The sequence below is a fragment of the Pseudoalteromonas sp. SM9913 genome, from assembly GCF_000184065.1.
In the GTDB taxonomy this organism is placed as follows: Bacteria; Pseudomonadota; Gammaproteobacteria; order Enterobacterales; family Alteromonadaceae; genus Pseudoalteromonas; species Pseudoalteromonas tetraodonis.
On record NC_014800.1, the window covers coordinates 32,988 to 55,932 of the forward strand.

At 39.0% G+C, this 22,945-nt stretch carries 25 protein-coding genes; 15 read left to right on the forward strand and 10 right to left on the reverse strand.

The features are described 5' to 3' along the window. Positions 1-11 precede the first annotated feature (11 nt). The gene (locus PSM_RS15440; RefSeq protein ID WP_013462795.1) at positions 12-878 is read right to left on the reverse strand and encodes a LysR family transcriptional regulator; all 867 of its coding nucleotides are present in this window, start codon (positions 876-878) and stop codon (positions 12-14) included. A gap of 104 nt (positions 879-982) precedes the next feature. On the opposite strand from PSM_RS15440, the gene PSM_RS15445 reads away from it, so the two are divergent. Then, positions 983-1,483, forward strand: coding sequence for a lactoylglutathione lyase family protein (locus PSM_RS15445; RefSeq protein WP_008130525.1), 501 nt, complete (start codon positions 983-985; stop codon positions 1,481-1,483). A gap of 209 nt (positions 1,484-1,692) precedes the next feature. Here PSM_RS15445 and PSM_RS15450 read toward each other — a convergent pair whose 3' ends face one another. Beyond that, positions 1,693-2,301: a hypothetical protein gene (locus PSM_RS15450; protein ID WP_013462796.1), complete on the reverse strand. Its 609-nt coding sequence runs from the start codon at positions 2,299-2,301 to the stop codon at positions 1,693-1,695. A 259-nt stretch (positions 2,302-2,560) separates the two neighbouring features. Next, positions 2,561-4,636, reverse strand: coding sequence for a TonB-dependent siderophore receptor (locus PSM_RS15455; protein ID WP_013462797.1), 2,076 nt, complete (start codon positions 4,634-4,636; stop codon positions 2,561-2,563). Positions 4,637-4,798: 162 nt separating this feature from the next. Between PSM_RS15455 and PSM_RS15460 the strand changes: the two genes are divergently transcribed. The 6 genes from PSM_RS15460 (at position 4,799) to PSM_RS15485 (ending at position 9,794) form a co-directional block, all read left to right on the forward strand. Further along, positions 4,799-5,425: a fused MFS/spermidine synthase gene (locus tag PSM_RS15460; RefSeq protein ID WP_013462798.1), complete on the forward strand. Its 627-nt coding sequence runs from the start codon at positions 4,799-4,801 to the stop codon at positions 5,423-5,425. Next, on the forward strand, positions 5,412-6,308 hold the full coding sequence (locus tag PSM_RS15465; protein ID WP_016899977.1) for a spermidine synthase: 897 nt from the start codon (positions 5,412-5,414) through the stop codon (positions 6,306-6,308). Before PSM_RS15460 ends, PSM_RS15465 begins: the two co-directional genes overlap by 14 nt. A 77-nt stretch (positions 6,309-6,385) precedes the next feature. After that, complete coding sequence (locus PSM_RS15470; RefSeq protein ID WP_013462800.1) at positions 6,386-7,099, forward strand: type 1 glutamine amidotransferase; 714 nt, start codon at positions 6,386-6,388, stop codon at positions 7,097-7,099. A gap of 90 nt (positions 7,100-7,189) precedes the next feature. Continuing rightward, a complete protein-coding gene (locus PSM_RS15475; RefSeq protein WP_008110790.1) occupies positions 7,190-7,666 on the forward strand; it encodes a MarR family winged helix-turn-helix transcriptional regulator in 477 nt (158 codons plus the stop codon). A 2-nt stretch (positions 7,667-7,668) separates the two neighbouring features. Then, complete coding sequence (locus tag PSM_RS15480) at positions 7,669-8,733, forward strand: HlyD family secretion protein (RefSeq protein ID WP_013462801.1); 1,065 nt, start codon at positions 7,669-7,671, stop codon at positions 8,731-8,733. An 11-nt stretch (positions 8,734-8,744) separates the two neighbouring features. Further along, positions 8,745-9,794, forward strand: coding sequence for a DUF2955 domain-containing protein (locus PSM_RS15485; protein WP_013462802.1), 1,050 nt, complete (start codon positions 8,745-8,747; stop codon positions 9,792-9,794). A gap of 58 nt (positions 9,795-9,852) precedes the next feature. Here PSM_RS15485 and arfB read toward each other — a convergent pair whose 3' ends face one another. Continuing rightward, complete coding sequence (gene arfB, locus PSM_RS15490; protein WP_013462803.1) at positions 9,853-10,266, reverse strand: alternative ribosome rescue aminoacyl-tRNA hydrolase ArfB; 414 nt, start codon at positions 10,264-10,266, stop codon at positions 9,853-9,855. A gap of 163 nt (positions 10,267-10,429) precedes the next feature. On the opposite strand from arfB, the gene PSM_RS15495 reads away from it, so the two are divergent. Next, positions 10,430-10,759: a hypothetical protein gene (locus tag PSM_RS15495; RefSeq protein WP_013462804.1), complete on the forward strand. Its 330-nt coding sequence runs from the start codon at positions 10,430-10,432 to the stop codon at positions 10,757-10,759. Here the strand turns inward: PSM_RS15495 and PSM_RS15500 are convergent. From PSM_RS15500 to PSM_RS15510, 3 genes are all read right to left on the reverse strand, one after another. Then, positions 10,746-13,826, reverse strand: coding sequence for an SdrD B-like domain-containing protein (locus PSM_RS15500; protein WP_236613545.1), 3,081 nt, complete (start codon positions 13,824-13,826; stop codon positions 10,746-10,748). The genes PSM_RS15495 and PSM_RS15500 overlap by 14 nt on opposite strands. A gap of 141 nt (positions 13,827-13,967) precedes the next feature. Next, positions 13,968-14,735 (reverse strand): hypothetical protein, encoded by a 768-nt coding sequence (locus tag PSM_RS15505; RefSeq protein ID WP_236613546.1) that lies wholly within the window; start codon positions 14,733-14,735, stop codon positions 13,968-13,970. A 127-nt stretch (positions 14,736-14,862) separates the two neighbouring features. Further along, positions 14,863-15,372, reverse strand: a complete 510-nt coding sequence (locus tag PSM_RS15510; RefSeq protein WP_013462807.1) for a hypothetical protein — start codon at positions 15,370-15,372, stop codon at positions 14,863-14,865. 1,013 nt (positions 15,373-16,385) lie between these two features. Here PSM_RS15510 and PSM_RS15515 point away from each other — a divergent pair. Genes PSM_RS15515 through PSM_RS15525 form a run of 3 tightly spaced genes read left to right on the forward strand, consistent with a single transcriptional unit; the run spans position 16,386 to position 18,654 of the window. Then, a complete protein-coding gene (locus PSM_RS15515; RefSeq protein WP_013462808.1) occupies positions 16,386-16,730 on the forward strand; it encodes a hypothetical protein in 345 nt (114 codons plus the stop codon). Next, positions 16,727-18,316: a PepSY-associated TM helix domain-containing protein gene (locus PSM_RS15520; protein ID WP_013462809.1), complete on the forward strand. Its 1,590-nt coding sequence runs from the start codon at positions 16,727-16,729 to the stop codon at positions 18,314-18,316. Before PSM_RS15515 ends, PSM_RS15520 begins: the two co-directional genes overlap by 4 nt. Beyond that, positions 18,313-18,654 carry a DUF3325 domain-containing protein gene (locus PSM_RS15525; protein WP_013462810.1) on the forward strand — a complete coding sequence of 114 codons (342 nt, stop codon included), beginning with the start codon at positions 18,313-18,315 and terminating at the stop codon, positions 18,652-18,654. Before PSM_RS15520 ends, PSM_RS15525 begins: the two co-directional genes overlap by 4 nt. A gap of 206 nt (positions 18,655-18,860) precedes the next feature. Here PSM_RS15525 and PSM_RS15530 read toward each other — a convergent pair whose 3' ends face one another. Beyond that, positions 18,861-19,394, reverse strand: coding sequence for a lipocalin family protein (locus tag PSM_RS15530; RefSeq protein WP_013462811.1), 534 nt, complete (start codon positions 19,392-19,394; stop codon positions 18,861-18,863). Between the two features lie 68 nt (positions 19,395-19,462). Between PSM_RS15530 and PSM_RS15535 the strand changes: the two genes are divergently transcribed. Together PSM_RS15535 and PSM_RS15540 are read left to right on the forward strand one after the other, a co-directional pair. After that, positions 19,463-19,918 carry a YaiI/YqxD family protein gene (locus PSM_RS15535; protein ID WP_008110780.1) on the forward strand — a complete coding sequence of 152 codons (456 nt, stop codon included), beginning with the start codon at positions 19,463-19,465 and terminating at the stop codon, positions 19,916-19,918. 1 nt (position 19,919) lies between these two features. After that, positions 19,920-20,456, forward strand: coding sequence for a DUF6942 family protein (locus PSM_RS15540; RefSeq protein WP_013462812.1), 537 nt, complete (start codon positions 19,920-19,922; stop codon positions 20,454-20,456). Positions 20,457-20,470: 14 nt separating this feature from the next. Here the strand turns inward: PSM_RS15540 and PSM_RS15545 are convergent, their stop codons facing one another. Beyond that, positions 20,471-21,115: a LysE family translocator gene (locus PSM_RS15545; protein WP_013462813.1), complete on the reverse strand. Its 645-nt coding sequence runs from the start codon at positions 21,113-21,115 to the stop codon at positions 20,471-20,473. Between the two features lie 114 nt (positions 21,116-21,229). Between PSM_RS15545 and PSM_RS15550 the strand changes: the two genes are divergently transcribed. Together PSM_RS15550 and PSM_RS15555 are read left to right on the forward strand one after the other, a co-directional pair. Next, positions 21,230-21,682, forward strand: a complete 453-nt coding sequence (locus PSM_RS15550) for an Lrp/AsnC family transcriptional regulator (protein WP_013462814.1) — start codon at positions 21,230-21,232, stop codon at positions 21,680-21,682. Between the two features lie 288 nt (positions 21,683-21,970). Then, positions 21,971-22,180: a cold-shock protein gene (locus PSM_RS15555; protein ID WP_011329603.1), complete on the forward strand. Its 210-nt coding sequence runs from the start codon at positions 21,971-21,973 to the stop codon at positions 22,178-22,180. A 101-nt stretch (positions 22,181-22,281) separates the two neighbouring features. Here the strand turns inward: PSM_RS15555 and PSM_RS15560 are convergent, their stop codons facing one another. After that, complete coding sequence (locus tag PSM_RS15560) at positions 22,282-22,938, reverse strand: class I SAM-dependent methyltransferase (protein ID WP_013462815.1); 657 nt, start codon at positions 22,936-22,938, stop codon at positions 22,282-22,284. Between the last annotated feature and the right edge of the window lie 7 nt (positions 22,939-22,945).

The window sequence follows — 22,945 nt, forward strand, 5'->3', positions numbered from 1 at the left end:
ATTTGGGTGCCCTAGCCTGCTTTTATCGCGTTAATAACGCTATGCATACGCTTTGCTAACGGCCTATTTCGGTGATGGCACACATAAATATTTTCGCTAATTGGTTTGGTTAAATGATGCGTTTTAATAAGCGCAGGTTTATTAAAAGCACTTACTGCGTGTGCGGGTAAAACCGTAAAACCCAATCCTAAACTTACCGGCTCCAGTATTAAACTTATTTGGTTAGAAAACCCCGTTTGCTTAATTTGATCAACATGTTCAAACTCACTGTAGTTTTCACTTAATAAAAGCTGTGCATGATGTTTTGCATCGGGGTGGCTAATAAAGCCCAGTTCATTTAATGCGCTCCATGTTGGGCTTTTTATTGCGGCCGGTGTTACCAATAGTAAAGGCTCTTGGCCTATTTTATGGCTGGTTACCTCGCTTAGAGTAGGTGCTTGAGTTAAAAAGCCAATATCGGCACTATGGTTTGCCACTGCTTGTTCAACACTGGTATTTGGAGCAAAGCGGTAATCTATAATTAGCTCCTTGTGCTCTACTTGCAGTGCTAATAGTTGATTGTAAAACTGCAGCCCGCAACTGCCTGGCGACTGTATTTTAACTAAACCGCTGTAAGGTGAATCATCTTTTAATTGCTGCTCTAAAAACTGCCATTCTTTGAGTAACTGACTACCCTGCTGATATAAATTTTGACCCTGAACGGTAAGCGTAAATTGTTTACCGTGGCGCTCAAGCAAGGCGCAATCTACTTGCTGCTCTAACTTTTTTATATGTTGGCTTACGCCTGACTGGGTCATATAAAGGCGCTCGGCAGTTTGGGTAAAATGGTTTACCTCAACTAAAGTACAAAATGTATTTAGCCATGTAGGATTTATCATTACAAAATATACTCAAAATGATGATTAATGATAATTTTACTTAATGTTGGTCAGTTCGTAAACTAACTCCATCAACTAAACATAGTTAAGTAGGAGTATTTATTATGAGTCATACATATCCACGTAGTTTTTCGCACATTGGTATTTCAGTTCCCGATGTTGAAAAAGCCGTAGAGTTTTACACTAAGGTGATGGGCTGGTACACCATAATGGAGCCTACCGTGATCACTGAAGATAACAGCCCAATTGGCGAAATGTGTACCGATGTATTTGGTCCAAATTGGGAAAAATTTAAAATAGCGCACCTTTCAACAGGCGATCGTATTGGTGTAGAAATTTTTGAATTTAAAGACCAAGAAAACCCTAAAGACAACTTTGAATACTGGAAAACCGGTATCTTCCATTTCTGTGTACAAGACCCAGATGTAGAAGGCTTAGCGGATCGTATTGTTGCTGCAGGTGGTAAAAAACGTATGCCAGAGCCACGTTACTATTACCCTGGCGAAAAGCCGTACCGCATGATCTACATGGAAGACCCGTTTGGTAACATCCTTGAGATTTACAGCCACAGTTATGAGCTTATATACAGCGCAGGCGCTTATTAAATTGTAATTGGTATATATCTAACTTAGCTTAAATAAAACAAAGGCCGCAGTAATAAATACTGCGGCTTTTTGTGCCTAAAAAAAATACATAATCTAAATGAGTTAGTGCTAATAACTCAGCCTTTAAGTCGAAATTTTTATTAGCATTAAGGGCAATTATGGAGACTTAATTGAAAGTTGTAATCTAAGCTAATTATAAAAAGGAGGTATCAGCTCGAACAGGTTACATCACTCATATCAAAAGTATGCGTTAAACCATCAGAATTTTTATCAATTACTATCAGATTATTCTTTTCAATGTAAAACGTGTATTCGCGCATCCAATTGAGTTTAGCAATTCGCTTTAGCTCATAACGGCCAAATGCTAGCGGGCAATTTAAATACGCATAATGATAGGCTTTCCCCATTGCCCCAGGGTCTGCGGTATAAATATAAATAGTACGATCAGTAAACGTGTTTTGTTTGTGAATATAATCAGGCGTTGATAATGAAGAACCATTGACTAAAATCCCTAAACACAAAAAAGGAATTTGTATTACACCGACTAATGTAAGAATGATATAGAACAACCACTGGGCTATTTTATTTTTAATTATGCTTTTAATTTTTTTAGGTTTGGTGAAAAGCAGTATTAAACCCGTAATTACCAACACTAATTTTATATAAAGTAGATTATGGCTTAATGTATCCATAAGCCGTGGTGAGTGCCAATTTAACCCCCATAGCGCTCCCCCGTGCATGCTTTCTAGGAATGGTAACAATAAACATGCAGAAATAAGAAAAATAATTAACGAGCTATTATTGCTGCTTGTATCCATTTATTTTTGTCCTTTAAATCTAACCGGAGTCGCTGTATTTTAGTGTGATATTTATAACATGTTTTATAATACAGCGTACCTAAAATGTCATAATGCAGACAGCTATTTTATGATATGAAAGTGACTGTAAAGGGGGTTAACAGCGGCTATGTATTATACAAAAAAATAAAAAAGCGCCTTAACCACTACATTAAGACGCTTTGGATGAAAAACTATAAATAACTAGACGTTAAAATAGCTAATCGGGACTATGAAATTGTTAGAATTGATAGGCCAATGACATCTTAAATTGAGTAGGCGCACCGGGGTAAACCCATAATGCGTTGTAGCTACTTTGAGCATATTCTTCATCAAAAATATTGTTAACACTGATATTTAACTTGGTGCGCTCGGTTAAGTTTACCTGCCCAAAAATACCAACTAGTTGATAACTCGGTAAGTTAAATGTTAAATCGGCGGCATCGCCTAATCGTTCACTGGTGTACTGATAACTAGCCCCTAGCTCAAGCTCTTTACCAAGCAAGGCTGTTTGATGGCTAAGCGTTAGGTTTAAGTTATTTTTAGGCACATTGACTAATGGGCTGCCTTTTTTTATTGGCACGCCCCAATCAGCATTTATTATGTCGTTTGCCGTACTGGCATCTATATAAGCGTAAGATAAATTAAACTTTGTATCATCAGTAATGTAAGTACTTAAATCGAGTTCAACACCTTTACTATTTGCTTTACCAATAGGCGCTGAAAAACCAACGTTTACAGGGTCGGCTACTAACATATTACTTTTAGTGGCATCAAATAATGCTAGGGTTCCCGTTATGCCTTGGTAGCTAAATTTAGCGCCTACTTCAAATGAGTCACTGTATTCAAAGCCAAATGGGTCGCCATTTGCATCTGTACCACTTAATGGTAAAAAGCCTTCGGAGTAGCTGCTGTATAAGGTTACAGCGTTGTTTAGTTCATATACTAAGCCTACTCGTGGACTTACCTGACTTTGTGAACTGCTTGATAGCACACCACTTTTGGTTTCTAAAATGTCTTGATCTACGCTATCGAATCTAAGGCCAACTAATAGCTTAATTTTATCAGTCAGATCCATTTGATCTTGAACGTATATACCATAAGCATCTTGTTGTTCGTTGTTTTCGTAGAGCAAACCTACTTCAGGACGAGCAACGTTATAATTCGGCTGATAAATATCAACTGTGTAAGTGCCATTACCGCCCCGATAACGATAAAGTCCAGTTCGTAAGTCGTATTTGTATGCGTCGGCTCCTATTAATAAGTGATGGGTAATACCTGCGGTATCAAAATGCCCACTTAGCTCAAATTTAAGGCTGGTATCATCAACTTCATAATCGCGGTAGCGCTGTTGGCGGGTAAGTGTGCGGCCATCATCGAATAATGATTGGCGCGAGGGTGCAAGTTCAGCATCAGACGAAAACCCAGTTAGTGTAGAGCTGCGGTAGTTTGCGCCTACAACGAGTGACCATTCATTGTTTATATCGTGATTTAAAGTTACTTGGTGACCACGAGAATATACTTGCGTGTCACCATCGTTTGGATTGCCTAAATAGCGTGAGCTAGGAACAGTATTAAAATTATCATTAAGTACAACAACACCACGGTCAAATAGCTGGGCTAAATCAACGTATTCAAATTCATAAGTGATACTGGTTGAAGCGTTTATTTGATGATAAATAGATGGCGTAACCACCTTTTTATGGGTGTACACCTCATCGCGGTAGCTGTCGCTATCTTGCCATGCGCCATTTATTCTAAATGCTGTGTTATCGTTAATGCCGTTTGTATAGTCACCTTCAACGCGATTAAAGTTATCACTACCTAAGCTAAGCTTTAGCTCACCCTGTTGCTCAAATTGAGGTTTTTTGGTCACGATATTTACTGTACCGCCGGGCTCTGAGCGCCCGTATAGTGCAGAACCTGGGCCTTTTAATACTTCAATGTACTCAATGTTTGATACATCACGAGGGCCGCTGAATCCACGTCCACCGCTAAAACCATTAATTAAGTAACCCGATGGCATGTTTTCGTTACCCGATAATCCACGAATCGAAAAGCTATCCCACAATGCGCCACTGTTATTTTTACGTGAAATACTGGCAGAAAAATCCAGCGCATCTTGTAATTGAGTTATTCCTTTTTGATCAAGTACCGCGTTATCGAGGGTTTCGATTGATTGTGGCATTTGCTTTTGAGGAATATCGCCTCGGTAAGCTTGTTTATATGTAACCGCAATTTTCTCTATTGGTTGGCTTTGGGCAATGCTTTGTGCGCTTGCACTTAAGCAGGCTAAGTAAATTAATGAGTACTTCATAAAATGCTTTTTGGTAACGTTATATTATAACTAAAACTATAGCATGTGTTACTTTATAACAAAATGTTTTTTTGCGCTCTATGTGTGCGTCTAATTTTTACACTAGCGGCTATACAGCTATCACGTTAAGATGGATAAAAATAACACAATAAGAACAATATAATGTTAACAAAAACAAATGCATTAATTTACTTTTTAGCCTTTAGCAGTGGCTTTAGTATTATGGGAATAGAGCTGTTAGGTGGGCGCATTTTAGCGCCTTACTTTGGCAGTAGCGTACATATCTGGGGCAGTATTATTACGGTATTTATGCTTAGCTTATCATTCGGGTATTTACTGGGAGGGAAGCTGTCTATTCGTCATCCTTCGTTGACCAAATATGGGTTAATCTTTTTAGTTGCCAGTATTATGGTGGTGCCCATTGCTTTGTTTGCTGAGCCAATTATGGCATTTATTTTTTCGCATATTGAAGACAGCCGCTACGGCTCGTTACTCGCCTCAACCGCGTTATTTTTTATACCCACCATTATTTTAGGCATGATCTCGCCCTACTCTGTACGTTTGCTGGTTACCAATAGTGAGCGCAGCGGCCAAGTGGCTGGCGGCCTTTATTTTGTAAGTACCTTAGGCAGTGCGCTGGGCACCATTATTACCTCTTTTTATATGGTACTGGCGTTTGATGTTAACACCATTATTTTAGGTTTTGCTGGTGTGTTAGGCACGCTTGGGCTAATTGCTATTAGCTTTGATAAACTTAAAGTGCGAGAGGTCGTTTATGCACAAGCTTAAATTATTGTTTATTAGTATAATGGCGCTGCTATTTTCAGCTCATAGTATGAGTAATGTGGTGCATAAAGAGCGCTCTTTATATCGAAATTTACTCGTTGAAGAAACTGGCGATTTACGCTGTTTAAAGTTTGATGAAAAAACCCGACAAAGCAGCCAAAGTTGCATGTACATTAGCGACCCTAAAAAACTGGTATTTAATTATACTAAGTTGGCTTTTTCTAGTTTATTACTGATTGATAACCCTAAAAATGTGCTCATTATTGGTTTAGGTGGCGGTACGCTTTCTAATATGATTCATGAGCTATACCCAAAGGCACACATTGAAAATGTTGAAATAGATCCTTCGGTAATTAAAGTGGCGCGCGATTATTTTAACTTTATAGAAACCGATAACGTAACTACTAAAGTACAAGATGGGCGTATTTTTATTAAACGTGCGGCGCTTAAAAGTCAGCAATTTGATTGGATTATTTTAGATGCGTTTAATGGCGATTACATTCCTGAGCACTTACTCACAAAAGAGTTTTTTGAAGAGATAAAAAGCGTATTAGCCGAAGGCGGAATTGTGGCTGCTAACACGTTTTCATCAAGTAAACTCTATGAGCATGAGTCGGCAACCTATCATGCGGTATTTGGCGATTTTATTAATGTAACAGCCAATAATAATAGTAACCGTATTATTTTAGCCGGTTATAACAAAACCCCTACAGAGCAACAAATAGCACTGCGGGTTAAGCAACTAGCTCCGTTACTTGCCCCTTATGATGTCGATATAGAGGCAATTAGCCAACGTATGTTTTTCACTAAAGATGGTAAGGACTGGCCAAGTGATACTAAGGTGCTGACTGATCAATACTCTCCCGCTAATTTACTTAACTTTTAGCGGCTGATATCACATGGTCACTTATATCCGGTGACCCTAGGGTATTATTAAAAAGATAATATTTTAAGGAAACGGCAATGCACATTCACTTTATTATTCATGAACATTTTGAAGCGCCAGGCGCTTATGAAGCTTGGGCTAAAATGAATGGCCATACGTTGTCTTATACCCGTATTTATTTAGCTGAACCCTTACCTCAGCATACCGATGATATCGATTTTTTAATCGTAATGGGTGGGCCACAATCGCCCGCTACATCGCTTGCAGAATGCCCTTATTTTGATAGCAAAAAAGAACAAGCCTTTATTGCCAGTGCGATCACGGCAAACAAAGTGGTGTTAGGCGTTTGTTTGGGGTCGCAATTAATTGGTGAAGCGTTAGGCGCGACTTATCAACCTAGTCCAGAAAAGGAAATTGGTAAGTTTGCAATTACCCTCACCGATGCAGGCTTGAATCATCCGTTATTTAGCCATTTTGGCAGTGAGTTTAATGTGGGGCATTGGCATAACGATATGCCTGGGCTGACTGCTACGGCCAGTATTATTGCCTATAGCGAAGGTTGTCCAAGGCAAATAGTCGCTTATAGCGATTTAGTATTTGGTTTTCAATGCCACATGGAATTGACCACCGAGGTGGTTACCCTCCTCATTGCCAACGATGATTTAACCAATGCCCATAATTACCGCTTTGTTGAACAGCCCGAAAAGCTCTTAAGTCACGACTATAACGAAATGAACAATAAGCTTTATACTTTCTTAGATAAGCTTGCCGTACACTATTTATCTAAATAATACTTATTTACGTGAAGTTAAAATGCCAATTATTTACTTAGCCTGCTAACTAATGCTAAAATTTGCTGATATTCACAAGTAAGAGTTCCTATGAGTAGCACTATTCCTTTTCATGAAACACTCGATTTAACTTTATGCGGCAATATGGGTCGAGTGCACCGCTTATGTCGAGAAGCGGTGACACTGGCGGTTGAGCCGCTAGGTTTAACTCAGTCGCGCTGGACGGCAATGATTCACTTACATCATTTACCTTTAGGGGCAACACAGCAAGCGTTGGCGACCAGTTTAGGTATTGAAATGCCCTCATTAACGCGCACAATTAAGCAATTAGAGCAGCAAAATCTGGTTATTCGACAAGTTGATGAACACGATAAACGCAGTAAAAAATTGTACTTTACCGATGAGGGTATAAAGTTATTAGAACATTTAAAAGAGCTAACAAGCGATATTAAACAGCGTTTATATGCCGGTTTAAGTACTGAGCAACTTGATGGTATGGCGCACAGTTTAGTGCAAATGGAAGAAAACGCGCGGCGTTGTATTGCAAGCTTATCTGGAGATAAATAAGTATGACACCTGATCAAAAATTTGCCCGCTACGTTAAAGTTTCGCTTGTTGGTTTTATTGTTGTCTTTTTTTATTATATTGTTGCCGATGTGTGGTTGCCGGTTACGCCACAGGCACGGGTTTATCATCCGGTTGTGCAAATATCACCGCAAATAAATGGCCGTGTTACCGATGTATTGGTCAGTAATAACCAAGCGGTTAAAGCGGGTGATGTATTATTTGAGATAGATAAAAATACTTACCAACTAGCACTTGAGCAAGCACAGCTTGCCCTTGACGATGCCAAACTACAAAATAAACGCCTTGATACCAATGTAAAAGCGCTTGAGGCACAAATAAGTGCAGCTAACGCTAAATTGCATGAGCAGCAGCTATTAAAAAAGCGTGGCGAAACGCTTTATAAACAAAACTCTATTTCGGAACAAGAGCTTGAAAGCATTCGTGCAAATTTTGCAGCCAGCCAATCTAATTTAGCCGCCTTTGAAGCACAGCTTGCTGAAGCTGTTCTGGCGCGAGGCGACTCGGGGCAAAATAATTTAGCGCTGCGCCATGCGGCCAATCAGTTAGCGCAAGCCGAGCTTAACTTATCCTATACGCAAGTGCGTGCTTTAAGTGATGGTGTAGTGGCTAATTTACAGTTACTTGAGGGGTCCTATGCTGTTGCGGGTAAGCCATTACTTGCTATTGTGGCAAAAAAAGCCGATTTAGTGGCTGATTTTCGTGAAAAGTCACTATCAAATATGCAGCCAGGCAGTTTAGCAAAAGTGGTATTTGATAGCCGACCAGGTGAAGTATTCGACGCTAAAATTGAAACCTTCGAAGCAGGTGTTAGTGACGGGCAACTTAGTGCGAATGGATTACTTAGCACCACCGAAACCAGCAACCGCTGGGTTCGTGACGCGCAGCGTCAACGTATTCATTTAGTGCTGCCAAATAACACTCAGCTTATAAATAATATGCCCAGTGGTGCGCGTGCCACTGTGCAGTTACTTCCACAATCGGCTATAGGTCAATGGTTGGGATCAGTACAGATCCGCTTTATTAGTTGGTTACATTACATTTATTAGTGGGGCGAGTAATGACACAACATGTTAGCCAAGCGCCACAACTCGATTCAAATGGTTTACGCCAAGCGCTACGGATTGCTGGCGGCTGCACTATTGGTTTTACTTTGTGCAAGTTAATGAATTGGCCCAATGGAATATTTTTTACAGTTTACCCTATGTTATTACTCGGTTTAGTGCCAAGTATTAACAAAGGCGTGATCCGTCAATTTGTTGCCAGTGCTGCCTACAGTGCGTTTATAGTGCTTATTTTACAGGGCTTATTTTCACACTTGCCGGTGTTAATGACGCTCATTATTTTTGCCAGCTTTTGTATATTGTTTTACTTAATGAGCTCTGGTGGCGCATTTTTATTTGGTGCTTTGGGGGCGGTGAGTTTATCGATTCAGTTGCACTTTGCCAGCCATGTTGATCAAGGAAGCAGCATTTACCCGCTTATTTTAAGTAATGGTATGGCTATTTTTATTACTATTATTATTGCGCTCTTGATGCATGGTTTGTTTCCTGATGTGACAGCGCGGCCCATGCGGGCTGTGCCACACAAGGATAAAGAAAGTATTCGTCACGAGGTGTTGCTATGCGCTAGCGTTGCGACTTTATCATTCGTGGTTTTTCAGGTACTTGACTTACAAGATTCAATTTCGGCGCAAGCGGCGTCTATTTTAATTTTGTTTTCGTTGTGTTTTAAGGCTGCGGGCACCGCAAGTTGGCAACGTATTATTGGTACACTGATAGGCTGTAATGCTGCTTTAGTTGCGCAGTTGTTTTTGTATAACCATACCGACGTTTTGCTTTTTCCGGTGGCTATATTATGGATTTTATCTTTTATATTTAGTCGTTTTCATATTTTAGGTGGTGGTCCACCGGGGGTTGGGTTTGGGGTATTAACCACGTTTGGGATTTTATTTGGTCAGTCGTTAGGCCCAGGGCAAGATTTAATATACAGCGCCATGTATCGATTTAGCTCGGTGGCTGTTGCAGTAACAGTAAGCTTAAGTGCAGTGTATGTAGTGCATCGAATCCTCAACCGATTTAGCGTCACCCGCCACCATACTTATGATTAAATTAAAGGCTGCATCCGCAGCCTTTTTATATACTTAACCACAGTACAGGTTACTTAAGTTATAGCTTGATATTACCGCGTAGGGCTTTGGTTTGGCCGTGTTTGGTTTTTTTGTCCATGCGTTTACGCTGTGAGTTACGGCTAGGTTTGGTGGCACGGCGTGCTTTATTAACCTTAGTGGCGCTTAAAATTAAATCTTTTAGCCGTTTTAGTGCATCTTCCCTGTTGAGCTCTTGAGTGCGGTGGCTCTGGGCTTTAATTATCAATACCCCTTCTTTGGTGATCCTTGAATCTTTTAAAGCAAGTAATCGTTCTTTATAAAAGTCAGGTAATTTAGAGCGATTAATATCAAAGCGTAAATGTATAGCACTGGCTACTTTATTAACATTTTGCCCGCCTGCACCTTGTGAGCGAATAGCGCTGAGCTCTACTTCCCATTCATCTATGGTTACGGTATTTGAAATAGTTAACATAGTGCCCCGCTCTTTTTGCAAAAAATGTATTATATCATCAGTACATTGACTTGTGGTGAATCAAGCGGTCATTGCTATTTACAGTCTAATATTTGTTAAATAAACACATAAAAACTAATTTATTCTACACTTACTATATTGCTTTTTAATTCGCTTTAATTATATGAAACAAATATCTATTTTAATGTTTTTGGTGTGTATGCTCGCTATTTCATATGCTGTTTATGCTAAATCATCACAAACATTTAGTGCTGGTGTAATTGCACAAGAACAAGTTTATCCAATCAAAGTATTAGCTTTGGGTGATTTTCAGCGTTGCTTTGTTGTTGCTGCGCAAAAAGAAGATGCTCTGTATTCTGCGTGTTATATCAAAAAGAGCGCGCAATCGATTTGGGTTGCTGAATCTGCGGGAGCGCGTTGTGAAATAAAATGTGAGTCGCATTTAAACAGTGATGGCAAAACACAGGCGCAGTACTTTACTACTGATTTATAGTAAAAATGCTGTGCCAAGGTTTCTTTATCGCGGTGGTGAGCCCTTTTATTTGTTTAATCACTTGCGTATCACACGCTGTTTGCTTTGCATTATGAGGTCCTGACAGCATCAAATAGTGGGCTTTACCTTTTATTGCTCGTTCTGCTATGAACAGTGATGGGTTTTCCCTTAGCAGTTTTTTGTTAACGGATTTTTTAGAGGTATATGCGCCATACTGGCAAAAATAAGTCTCAGTATTTTTGGTTTGCATATCGCTCCACTCCCCTATTTTTCGCCACTGTGGTGAGGCATATCGCCTTGCATCAACCATAAAGCTACCATGAAGCGCTGGTATTGAATAAACATCATTAATGGTTTGTTGTGCTTTAGCTGCATTGTTATATGGGCCTGCAACGAGGTAATAGCTATCACGACGTTCATGCTTATATAACTGCAAAGCATAGGCTGCTTTATCAATTTTATTCGCAACAGTAAGTGCCGATTGAAACTTTTTGAATACGCCTAATTGCACAAAATAAGGTGTTTGTTGGTTTGATTCAGCCGCTATTGTAGCTTGTTCAGTTAAGGTATCAGCGTTATTTGTGTATACAATAATATCTTGCAATATTATGGTATCGCCGCTTTTTTCAGTGATGACCTGCTCAGGAAGATTTTTTATAGTTATGTTTTCTGAGAGTTGCTCATTTTTTTCTATTTCAAGCATATAATTTCCTTGAGAAACATTGGGGAAATAATAATAACCATCATATTCAGTGACCGTTGAATAATGCTTTTCGCCGTCTTTTTCTTTAAGTACAACCGTGAGTCCTGCGATAGGTTTACTCTTTTCATTGCTCGATAGATAAATAGTCCCCTCAACCTCGTTGTAGACCACTAAAGGAATATTTACTTTGGTTTGTCCGCCTCTATGAGCCAATGTTTTAATTTTTCCTAAAGAGGGCTGCAAGTAAGGATTAGACAACGAGCGTAAATTAACATCTAAAACCTGGCCACCGTAACTGCTTGGTAGCAAGACCTTTCCGTCATTATTGGTGTATTTATCTCGCCATAGGTAGTTGCCAGTAAAATTAACGTCTTGAATTGGCTCATCGCCTTGGTCAAAGATTTCATTTTCATTCCAATCTATGAACGAACTAACTTCTATTTGCCCGGAATTTAATGAGCGAGGAGTGTCAAAGTTAAAGTCTGCTTCTAAATGATCAAAACTAAATGTGCCATTTAAACCTAAAGATAAGCGCCAATCTCCTTGATTATCAACTTGCCCTGATACTTGTATATTAAATATCTCATGGCGGTAAGTATATTGATGATTTAAAAGCGTACTTGCCGCAGAGTTAGACTGATACGTCAGCTGGGTTTGATTAAAGGTGCTTTGTGTTTGTGGCCAGCGTAAACTACTTCTCAAACGAGTGAGTTCTGCGCCATTATTAGCCTGCCAATCTAAGGTGTTGGTCCATTTCCAAGAGGCAATATCTATTGAAGAATAAAGCCGGTTTATGAGGTTATTTGTATCGTCATCATAAAATAGTTGGCTTGACCATGTTCCTGCGACATAACTTTTATTGATGCCTAATGAGAACCGATTTTTAGTGTTAGTATTTTTACGTACTTCATTGTTCCACCTCATATTCCAGTTAAGGGAGTTAAAAAAATCAGTGCGGCCATTGAGGCTCAGTGAGAGCCTATTTTTGAGTGAGTTCTCTTGTGCTACAAATAAAGCGCTAGAAAAGTTATTAAGGGCACTGTATTCAACATTAACATTAATATCGTTATAAAGTTTATTAGAAAGTAGGCCTCTAAAACCGGCAAAATAAGCATAGCCAGCATCGAGTTGTTTTGTGGCTAAAAAACGGTAACTGCCGTGATCTGTAAGTGTGTTTAGCCCAGATGATAGGTAGCTGCTGTTATTTTGTTCAGTTTGCAAATGAGTAATTTGAGCGTCATAAGTAATAAACTCACTAATGCCATAAGAGAGATTACTTTTAAAGGCATTACTCATCGCCGTTGAGGAGTTACTGGATTGATTAAAAAAGCTTTTATCTGTTTCTAAAAACTCCACCTGATAGCTTATTTTTCCGGGCGATAGTGCGTCTTGCCCTATTGTATATTTTTGAGTGCGTGTAATTTGCTCACCCTGTGAGCCAAAAAGTTTAATTTCAAAGATATTGTTGCCGTAAAAAGTTTCAACATCGGTAAATCGAACCAAATTTTCGTCGTTAGCTTGAGTCGTGGCAATAAATTGGCCATTTCGATGCAGCTCTGCTTGCCAGCCAGGTAGTGCCGGTTCTTCAATGGTGATAGTTGAAAAATTTTGTGCCGAATGCGGGTTAGCATTTGAAATATAAAATCCCCGGCCTTGGTTTGAGCTAGTAATAAGCTGATCTGACTGAGATTGAATATCTCCCAATTGGTAGTGAATGCGTGCCAGTGAGTGATCTTGTTCACTTAAGTTAAAGTCTTTAGTTATTTTTAAAAAGGTATTAGCGGTGTTTTCGTTTTTGTTGAATCGTAGTTCAGCTCGATGATGAAATAAGTCAAAGTAGCTATTAAGCCTGAGTAGTCCCTTATAACGATTATTAGACGATTTATAGCTTGCTGATAGCGAATATTCAGACACGGGGTAGGTTAGCGCTTGGTATTGGTCGTCTATAAAGTGGTCGTATTGCAGTGCTTTGGACTTAATTTTTTTTGTAATACCACTCGTTACTTGGTTGTTATTATAAGTAAGCAAGTTACTAGAAAATGAAACCTGCATCAGTGAGTAATCAAAGCGCGAGTCGGTATTTAAAAGTGTATTTATAACAGATAAATCAACATAGTGGTCGTAGTCATCGACAGCCCACAATGAAACATTTTCTGAGGGGGCTAAAGTTGAGGAAAGCTCAGCATTCAGCACCTGCTCACTTGAGTCAACGTTAGCAGACAGTGTATTTTGTGACACGTTTAAGCTAATTCCCATGGTCGATTTCAGGCCGCTTATGGGAAGTAGCAACTTATTTGATTTTGAGTAGTAAGCTTCTAAGTCGGAGACAACAGAACGGCCATTAACTCTTACATTTATAATCACAAAAGACTCCTCATCAATAGGCCATTGATAAAGAGTCGGTAACTGCTTTGCGATGATTGCTTTGGGTACAATTAACAGTAATGTACAAAGTAACAAGCGAGCCGTTATACCATAGTATAAGGCATTAATGTGTAGCATTTGTTATTTGATATTAATAGGGATCGCTAACTCGATTTTACCGCCGTAAAGCTCGTTTTCTTTGTAATTGAGTGTCACAGGCCCTGTCACAGGGGCCTGTAAAGTGATGTATACCTTGCGACGTGATAAAGGGGTATAAACGGCCACATTGACTATTTCACCAATCATTACATTATTCTCATCGACTAATTCAAAGTTTCCATACACAGAGCGATTCCCTGTGAGTGTTTGCCAAAATGTTAGAGTCGGACGCCCATTTTGAGTAATTAATTGCGGGTTTATTAATTCTGAGTCAGCCTCTAATTGGCCATGACGAACAATAACAGGCACGCTGTAAGCAACTTTAGGTCTAATGCTTATTCCATCAATGTCGGGGTTTTGTGACTCAGAGGCTATGATTTTAAGCACCGCCCTGTATTCGCCTACAGCAAGCTCAGCTTTTTTGCGAACGGTCATTCTGATAGCTTGCATCCCTTTTGGGGCAATAGTGCCGCGACGTGGAGAAAACCGTAGCATGTTTTTGGCAGAGCGTCCTTCAACTTGTTGCGGAGTAACATCTATAAGTGCTCCTTCTTCGGTCATATCTTTATGGGTAACAACAAGTTTAAAATCGAGATTTTTATTAGAGGTATTGCGGATAAGTAGTGAATTATTTTTAGTACGTCCATCAAAGTATAAACGGTATTCAGACAGCGCAAGGTTGGCACTACAAATTTCAGGTAGTAAAAGAGTTAGGCAAAGGGCGGCCCAACAAAAAAGTTTAAGAATCATGGGACAACTCAACAACATGATAATAAAAAGTGGAGCGCGTTGCTCCACACATTTTATTTTTAATGCGCAATTGCGCAAAAAAATAAACTGAGGCTAACTTAGTAAGTTAGCCTCAGCTTTCATAGTCTTATTGGAAAGACACATCTACAGTATAATCTACAGTGTAAGCAGCGCCCGCTGTCAGTGTAGAATCAACTGTCATATCACCATATACACTAACAGTAATATCGGTTGCACTTGCATCAGTAGTGAAAGCAGACGCAACATTGTCAGCAGTTGTTACACTGGTTGTGCCATCTGTAGCCGTTGTTACTGGAGCAAAAGTTAAGTTAGTGCCTGTGCTTCCAGATACAGTAATATTCATTGCTGAATTTGGCGCTAAACCAGATACAGTAATTCCACCTAATTGAATGTTTGCATCTGACGCATCACAGTCACCCGATACAGCGCCTGCATTATCCATCGTACAGGTTGAGCTTGTAGATAAGCGAATTTTACCAAAGTGCAGTGGGCTATCTTCTGCAAAAGTAGGCTCAGTCCAACCATTTACACTTGCTTGAAATGTTTGGTTAGATGCAAGTAAAGAAGTTGATGAAATTGCTAGCAAAGCGGAAGCAGCAAAGATTTTTTTATTCATAGTTTTTCCATTTTTAAAAATTATTATTTTTTTACTTCCGTGCAAATTAGTTTTGAGGGTTATCTCAGTCCATTGTTTCGGATTTAAACACAATTGTTATCAAAATGAAATCTTTTGTTAACATCAAGGCTTTTTAAAAGAGATAATTAGTATGAAGTTATTAATTTTGACCAGCAAAATGCAACAAGAAAAATAGCACCGATGTTAATTATTTTTTAACGCTAGAGGGAGTTATTTTAAGGCATAGTCAAAGCGACTTAATTGATGTTGAGCCTATATGAATGTTTATAAACTATTTTTAATCTTTCATAACCACTTTGTAGTTTTTTATGGCAGTCGCTCTGTGCTTAAGCGGTGAAATAAAGTGACTGCAACATCTATGCGAAATGTTTATTTTTTGAGCATAATTTACGCGTTGTATCTCTATTGTTACCTTCCCAGTTAAAATCATTACGGATTAAACTGCATTTATCAAAGATCAGATTTTTACTAACATGTCGGTTTAAAAGTATAAAATTTAATTTTTCAAGCCTGTTTTTTCATTGTTTTGGTTGTTTTTTAGCTTTCTTTGGTAATAAGTTAGTAAAAAATCGGTTTATGCCAGCGGTATTTTATGCCTTGTTGGTAAAATACTGATCCAGTGTTATTTGAGAGAAATTTATAGCTTAAAAGGTCTCTAATTATTAGCTTCTTATATCAAAATTACCTGTTAAGGCTATGGAAAAACTTATTAAATAGAGTGCTTTATTTAACTTTTAATTTCATACACGGACGTGTGTTTACTGTGTCTTTATGTATTTAGCCGGTAACAGCAACGCATCCAGAGTAAGCATTCACTTAGATAGGTTATTTTATAGCTGACTTTTAATCTTTATATAGATCACTATTTAACTAACTCAATTAAATGCCTATTACTGCATTCAAATACAAATAAGAATTACTATCTTTTGTATTTGTTGGCGTTATAATATCGCCATCTTTTTTTAGCTATGTTTAAAAGGAATTTGCAGTTTATGCAGGCCACCAACCGTCTTTTAGACTTTCCCAAACCCGTTTTTTCTATGTTATGGCAATTTATGCAACGCTTTAGCTATGAATTAGCGGTTTTATCGCGTTTTTTTATTGCCATTGTTGGCGGGTATTTTTTTACAGCCGTGAGTGTGTCGCTATTAAGTGCAGTAGTGCCTGTGCCTAAAGTTGACGCGGTTTTGCTTAGTGTGTCTGCGAGTATTTTAATTTATGCCCTAGTGTTTATTTATAGCTTTTATATTCATTCATTAAAAACTGTTTGGATCAGTATTTTACTAAGTATTGCAGCGCAACTTGTCGTGTTATCGCTATTGAAGGAATGGTTATGAAAGGGAGTTTTTTTCGTTCAATGACGTGGTTACATACATGGGTGGGTTTACTCGTGTGTTGGTTACTGTATTTAATATTTTTTGCAGGCACTATTAGCTTTTTTAGAGATGAAGTGAGCTTATGGAATCAGCCAAGTGTCCATAATATTGAGCAGCAGGCAGATCGTATTGGCGCGCAAAAGCAACAAATCGTGTCGGGTGTTGAGTATTTAAATGCGCAAGCACCTAATGCGCCTAATTGGCGTATAACGCTTCCTGAGGAGCGTATACCTTATTTAACGTATGGTTATGCAAAACCAAAAGAGCCTGGACAGCGCAGAGCCCAGTTCGAAAATACCCGTTTAAATCCAAATACCATGCAGCCTTTAGCACCCTTTGTAGATACCAGAGGGGGTAATTTCTTTTATCGCCTGCATTTTGATTTGCATTATATCGATGTAAAAACGGCGCGTTGGATTGTCTGTTTTGCTAGTTTATTTATGCTCATTGCGTTGATATCTGGTGTAGTTATTCACAAACGTATTTTTAAAGATATGTTTGTTTTTAGGGCTAATAAAGGCAGCCGTAGCTGGTTAGATGTGCATAATTTAAGTTCGGTATTTGCCTTACCGTTTCATTTAATGATTACTTATACGGGCATTATTACCCTGATATTTATGATTTTCCCCTACCCCGCGCAAACCGTTTATGAGGATGGAATACGTGGCTTTTTTAATGATGTTTCGCCAAGTAGTCCTGCAACAGAGTCGTTGCAAGGCACTGCGCCGTTAGTGCCTATCAATACTGTTTTGGATCAGGTTTATACTAAGTGGCCAGAGGCTGATATAACTCGGGTGATTATAAATAAGCCGAATAAGGCCGCTGCGACAATTATGGTTTTGGTCAGTCCTGGAAAAACATTAAGGGATCAAGCACCGCGTTTGATATTTAGTGGAGCGAGTGGTGAGCTTGTTGCTCATACTGATGATGAACTCACCGGCAGTAAAGCGCTGTATGAGTCACTAAATTCAATGCACACTGGGCGTTTAGCAGAACCATTATTACGTGTTTTATACTTTTTAGGCGGCATTGCTGGCTGCATAATGATAGCCACGGGCTGTATTATGTGGGCGAAGCGTATTCGGGAGCGAATGAAAAAAAATGCCCAGCCATCATGGGGTTTAAAACTCGTCGAAGCGCTTAATTTAGGAACTTTAATGGGGTTACCCTTGGCAACATCTGCGTTCTTTTTAGCAAATCGATTAATTAGCACACGCGCAATGGAGCGCGCGGATAAAGAGATACTTGCCTTCTTTTTAACTTGGCTGTGTGTACTTATTATTGCTTTTGTAAAGCGTGACAAGTTGCTGTGGTGTGTTATGGCTGCCATAAACAGCATTGCTTGTTTTAGTGTGCCAGTGGTTAATGCGCTCACAACGCAAGGTAATATAATTAGTTATTTACGTAATGAGCAGTGGGCTTTATTTATGTTTGATAGTCTCTTTTTACTGTTTGGTTTGCTGTTTTTGTTACAAACCGAAAAATTACGTACTGCACTGCAAGCTAAAAAACCTAGCCCGATAAACACTCAGGAGCAAAAAGTATGATTGCATTGCTCCCTTTTAGTTTATGTTTGGTGGCTTTTAACTGCTTTGCACTGGCTAAGTTTAATCATTTTAAGGATGTTTTTAACAAGCGCCCTACTGATCAGCAGCGTTTAATCTTACTGAGTGTTGCTTGGATCAGTATTTTACTAAGTTTACTGCTTTGTGTTAGCGAATTACACGGCTATGGTGCTCTACAGTTTTGCGGGTTTATGTCGTTAAGTGCTTTAATTATAATGATTTTTTATAGTTTTTTAGTCAATTTAACTAAGCTTTTTAACTTGCTTGTATTATTGATATTGGCTACGAGTACGTTATTTTTTGGTTTAAATGGGCTTTAGTTAGTAAAAACCTGATCCCAAAGAATAGGCTAAATTGAGGTAAAAAATGGCAAGCCATCAGGCTTGCCAATTAAAAAGGGGGATTGTCATTATGTCTTGTACTTGCCTTTCCTTTTGCAAGTGGGGCTAATATAGCCCCTCTTTATTTAGTTTACCTTACAGTAAGGTGAATGTTTTATTACAACCTAGGGGCATGTAAACCCCCTTTACAGCGATTTTTGATTTACCCAAATAATCTCATCTGTTGCAAAACCAAGCGCTTTTACTTGGCTTAAAAAGTGCTGCTTGAGCTCTTTACTCACTGTAGGTTTTCTCGATAAAAACCATAAGTAATTTTTGCTATAACTGGTAATAAAGGCATATTGATAATCAGGTTGGTCGAGCTCAAAAATAATATAGGCACCATAAAACGGGCCAAAAAATGACACTTTAAAATGCCCTGTATCGGCGTTTTCTACAAATTTAGCTAAGCCTTCAGCTTCGTCCCATTTTTGCTCTTTACTAATAAACCCTTTGTTTAATACCTTTACCGTTCCATCATCGTTAATTGAATAAGTGGCTGTTACTTGCTCCATTCCTTGTTCAAAAGAGTGGTCTAATCGTGCTATTTCATACCACTTGCCTTGGTATTTCTCTAAATCAAAGTTTTTAACAGGGGTTATTCCTTCGGGTGCGCTGGTACAGGCACTGAGTAAAAACACGGTGGTAATAAATAATGCGGTTTTAAAAGCGAGTTTCATGTTGTTTCCTTTTCTTTAGAAATTGCTATAGGATCGCCTTAATACTAAAGCAATTTAAAGAACTTAGCATGAAAATTTGGGTTGATGCTGACGCTTGTCCGGTGGTAATAAAAGAAATTTTATTTAGAGCCGCAGAGCGTACGCAAACAGAAACAATACTGGTTGCAAATCATGCCATGCGCATCCCACCGTCAAAATTTATTAGCCGACTACAAGTGTCATCGGGCTTTGATGTGGCTGATGATGAAATAGTAAAACGGATTGAAAAAGGCGATTTAGTGATCACAGGAGATATTCCACTGGCAAGTGAAGTGATTGATAATGGCGGCCAAGCACTTAATCCGCGCGGTGAGCTTTACACCACTGAAAACATTCGTTCATTACTAAATGTACGCGATTTTATGGATACTATGCGCTCAAGTGGTGTAGAAATGAGTGGTGGGCCGCCTCCATTAAGCCAAAGTGACAGACAAAACTTTGCTAACAATCTTGATCGTATTTTAGCGCAAAATAAGAGCAGTTAAAGTGAGCAGTCAGTTAATAGGGTTAGGTGATGACTCATTCAGTGTTGCTGTGTATGTAGCAAAAGCGCCCCCTATGCCTTACTTTGAAACACTTGCGCAGCTAGAGCCTTTAGTTAGTGGGCAAATAAATAGCATAAACCAGCACTGTGGCAATGGCTGGCGAAAAGTTTTTAATGTATACGCCAAGGTGTTGTTTGCCCTGCCCAGCGAATATTACTCATTTGCTAAACAAGCAGTGAGTTGGCAAGCATATCGAGATGAGCTGTTGTTACAGCAGCATAGCGGGACTGCATTACTCTTTAGTGCGCCGGTGCTTACTGAGCATAAAAATCAATTGCACATTATTGCAGGAAGAACTCACGCTAAAAACTTGATACAACAAGGTAAGTTAAACGCCCAACTTGATTGGCTTGATGATGAGTTTGCTATAGATAAAAGCCAGAATATTATTGTATGCCCCTATTTTGATTATAGGCAGCTGAGTAATATTAAAATTGCCCGTTTGAGTGAATTAGTGGCTCAGTTGCGAATAATCTAAGCCACTTTCGTTTTTTAGGTAAGTGTTACGCTCAGTGTGTTAGCGCTATCAACTAGCATGAGCGAGCCCAAAATAAATAGGATGCAGGCCGATGCACGGCCAAATTTTAGTGAGAGCGCCGGATTGTTGCTGAGGATTTTTCTGGCACTTACCCCTATTAACCAATATACCAGCGCACAGCCAACTAAATGAATAATGCTAAGTACCAGCAATTGTTCAGTAATAGAAAATGACAGTGTTGGTAAAACAAACTGCGGCAATAAGGCTAAAAATAACAGCATCACTTTGGGATTCAAGCCACTAATTATAAAGCCCTTTCTCATCCACTTTAGGGGCGTGTCTGAGGTGTGTTCTTGGCCATCGTTATAGGCTGCAGGCATTGGAGGAAATCGGTACAGTGATACGGCAATCCAAATTATGTACAAAGCACCAAATAAGGTTAACAGCTTTATAAAAATGGCATGCGACGCTAATAACGCGCCTAACCCTATCACCACAATCAAACTAGCCATTAAATGCCCAAGTATTAATCCTGACACGGCAGGAATGATTTTATCACCCGCTATACCTGCACTGATTGTATAAGCCCAATCGGCACCGGGGGTAAGTACAAACAAGATTGATACCAGCCAAAAAGAAAAAATAATATTAATATCCATACGTATCCATGCGCTAAAACCCAAAATAAGTGAGCTGCTATTTTATTTCTTTCTGATGAGTAAAAGTTACTGTATTTTACTGACATAAGCGTTCATTTTAGGAAATAATCAACTATGGATACCATAGATAGGAAAATTCTTGCTGAGTTGCAAGTTGATGGCAGGCTCACCCTTTCTGAATTGGCTGATCGTGTTGGGCTAAGCGTGTCACCTTGTCATCGTCGTGTAAAAGAGCTTGAGAAAAGCAAAGCAATTGTTGGCTACAGAACTGAAATATCACCTGAAAAAGTGGGTTTAAACTTTTCTGCGTTAGTATTTATTACTATTAAAGAAGGTGATAAAGCGTCGTTAAGCAAATTAGAGCAAGCGGTGGATGCTATTCCTCAGATCACCAATGCACAACGCTTATTTGGCACCCCTGATTACTTATTACACGTCGTTACTAAAGATTTAGCCGCGTTTCAGCAACTCTACGATGACAAGCTATCAGCCTTACCGGGTGTACAACGTTTAACCTCAACCATTGTGATGAAAGATATTGTAAGAGCGCGTAACTTGCACTTTTAACAGGTTATGTTTACACGAAGTTTAAAAAGTTAAACCGATGACGCTGCAAAGCCTATGGCAGCGGGCTTTGCCTAAATAGGTAAAAATAAAGTGTAAATAAAGCTTGTTATAAAGTGTATTGCTGTTATTCTGCTTGCCATCGGGTTGATAGAAAGCCCTGTTTATTTGTAAGTACCTCGTTGTTATTAGTAATAATCCTTCGCGATATCCTCAAGTTAAATGTTTGTTTTCTTCCTGTTAAACGCCTATTTTAAGGCAAATTTTTTATTATTTTTTTAGGATATTATTATGTCTAATACAACTACTGGTACAGTAAAATTTTTCAATGAAGCAAAAGGTTTTGGTTTTATTGAGCAAGAATCTGGCGCAGACGTTTTCGCACATTTCAGTGCTATCTCTGGCGACGGTTTTAAAACGCTAGCTGAAGGCCAACGTGTACAGTTTACTGTTACTCAAGGTCAAAAAGGCCCGCAAGCTGAAAACATCGTTTGCATCTAATTATAGAGGGAGTGGGCTTTAAAGCGCACTCACTCCGCTTAAACTAGTGTTAAGCAATAAAGCTAATATCATTATGATATTAGCTTTTTTTTGACAAAAATTTATACAACGTAACCGCTAAAGCCAAGTGCTTTAAAATAAAGCTTTGGAATACCAAATCCACATTCATTCAGTAGTTCACTAAAGCGCATACGATCTAGGGGGTAAAACTCTCTTTCGAGGTTATGCCCCATTTGAGTTTTGCCAGCTTCAGTTAAGCCTAATTGAGCACAGGTGTTTAATTGTGACTCACGCTCAAATGTTGTTTCTGGGCGCATTAAATCAGCAATGTAAAGATTCGCTCCTTTTTTAAGGTTAGTTTTAATGCTTTTAAGAATTTGTTTTTTGTCGCCGTTATCTTCTACAAAATGCATCACCAGTAAACATAATACGGCGTCTGCTTTCGCTTTTACTTTATCAACTGGGCTACATTCAATAGTGACACGGCTATCAATACCTTGCTCTGCAAAGCGCTGTTTTGCAATATCGAGCATATCACTGGAGGTGTCTTGGGCAGTAAACTGCCATTTAGGATTTATTTGTGCTAATGCTAATACTTCCTTACCTGTGCCGGCACCAATCACTAAAATGTGTGCATCGTCGCTTAACGTGGTTTGCAGTTGTGCATTGGTTAGTTGATGAAGTAGCTCATAGCCTGGGACTAAACGGGTAATGCGGTTATCATATTCTTGTGCTTCTTCGCCTGTGAAAGTGGGCATGCTGTCT

Coding starts and splice junctions, on each gene's coding strand:
- PSM_RS15440 (WP_013462795.1), bottom strand. CDS start 878: ATGATAAATCCTACATGGCTAAATACATTTTGTACTTTAGTTGAGGTA.
- PSM_RS15445 (WP_008130525.1), top strand. CDS start 983: ATGAGTCATACATATCCACGTAGTTTTTCGCACATTGGTATTTCAGTT.
- PSM_RS15450 (WP_013462796.1), bottom strand. CDS start 2,301: ATGGATACAAGCAGCAATAATAGCTCGTTAATTATTTTTCTTATTTCT.
- PSM_RS15455 (WP_013462797.1), bottom strand. CDS start 4,636: ATGAAGTACTCATTAATTTACTTAGCCTGCTTAAGTGCAAGCGCACAA.
- PSM_RS15460 (WP_013462798.1), top strand. CDS start 4,799: ATGTTAACAAAAACAAATGCATTAATTTACTTTTTAGCCTTTAGCAGT.
- PSM_RS15465 (WP_016899977.1), top strand. CDS start 5,412: ATGCACAAGCTTAAATTATTGTTTATTAGTATAATGGCGCTGCTATTT.
- PSM_RS15470 (WP_013462800.1), top strand. CDS start 6,386: ATGCACATTCACTTTATTATTCATGAACATTTTGAAGCGCCAGGCGCT.
- PSM_RS15475 (WP_008110790.1), top strand. CDS start 7,190: ATGAGTAGCACTATTCCTTTTCATGAAACACTCGATTTAACTTTATGC.
- PSM_RS15480 (WP_013462801.1), top strand. CDS start 7,669: ATGACACCTGATCAAAAATTTGCCCGCTACGTTAAAGTTTCGCTTGTT.
- PSM_RS15485 (WP_013462802.1), top strand. CDS start 8,745: ATGACACAACATGTTAGCCAAGCGCCACAACTCGATTCAAATGGTTTA.
- arfB (WP_013462803.1), bottom strand. CDS start 10,266: ATGTTAACTATTTCAAATACCGTAACCATAGATGAATGGGAAGTAGAG.
- PSM_RS15495 (WP_013462804.1), top strand. CDS start 10,430: ATGAAACAAATATCTATTTTAATGTTTTTGGTGTGTATGCTCGCTATT.
- PSM_RS15505 (WP_236613546.1), bottom strand. CDS start 14,735: ATGATTCTTAAACTTTTTTGTTGGGCCGCCCTTTGCCTAACTCTTTTA.
- PSM_RS15510 (WP_013462807.1), bottom strand. CDS start 15,372: ATGAATAAAAAAATCTTTGCTGCTTCCGCTTTGCTAGCAATTTCATCA.
- PSM_RS15515 (WP_013462808.1), top strand. CDS start 16,386: ATGCAGGCCACCAACCGTCTTTTAGACTTTCCCAAACCCGTTTTTTCT.
- PSM_RS15520 (WP_013462809.1), top strand. CDS start 16,727: ATGAAAGGGAGTTTTTTTCGTTCAATGACGTGGTTACATACATGGGTG.
- PSM_RS15525 (WP_013462810.1), top strand. CDS start 18,313: ATGATTGCATTGCTCCCTTTTAGTTTATGTTTGGTGGCTTTTAACTGC.
- PSM_RS15530 (WP_013462811.1), bottom strand. CDS start 19,394: ATGAAACTCGCTTTTAAAACCGCATTATTTATTACCACCGTGTTTTTA.
- PSM_RS15535 (WP_008110780.1), top strand. CDS start 19,463: ATGAAAATTTGGGTTGATGCTGACGCTTGTCCGGTGGTAATAAAAGAA.
- PSM_RS15545 (WP_013462813.1), bottom strand. CDS start 21,115: ATGGATATTAATATTATTTTTTCTTTTTGGCTGGTATCAATCTTGTTT.
- PSM_RS15550 (WP_013462814.1), top strand. CDS start 21,230: ATGGATACCATAGATAGGAAAATTCTTGCTGAGTTGCAAGTTGATGGC.
- PSM_RS15555 (WP_011329603.1), top strand. CDS start 21,971: ATGTCTAATACAACTACTGGTACAGTAAAATTTTTCAATGAAGCAAAA.
- PSM_RS15560 (WP_013462815.1), bottom strand. CDS start 22,938: ATGCCCACTTTCACAGGCGAAGAAGCACAAGAATATGATAACCGCATT.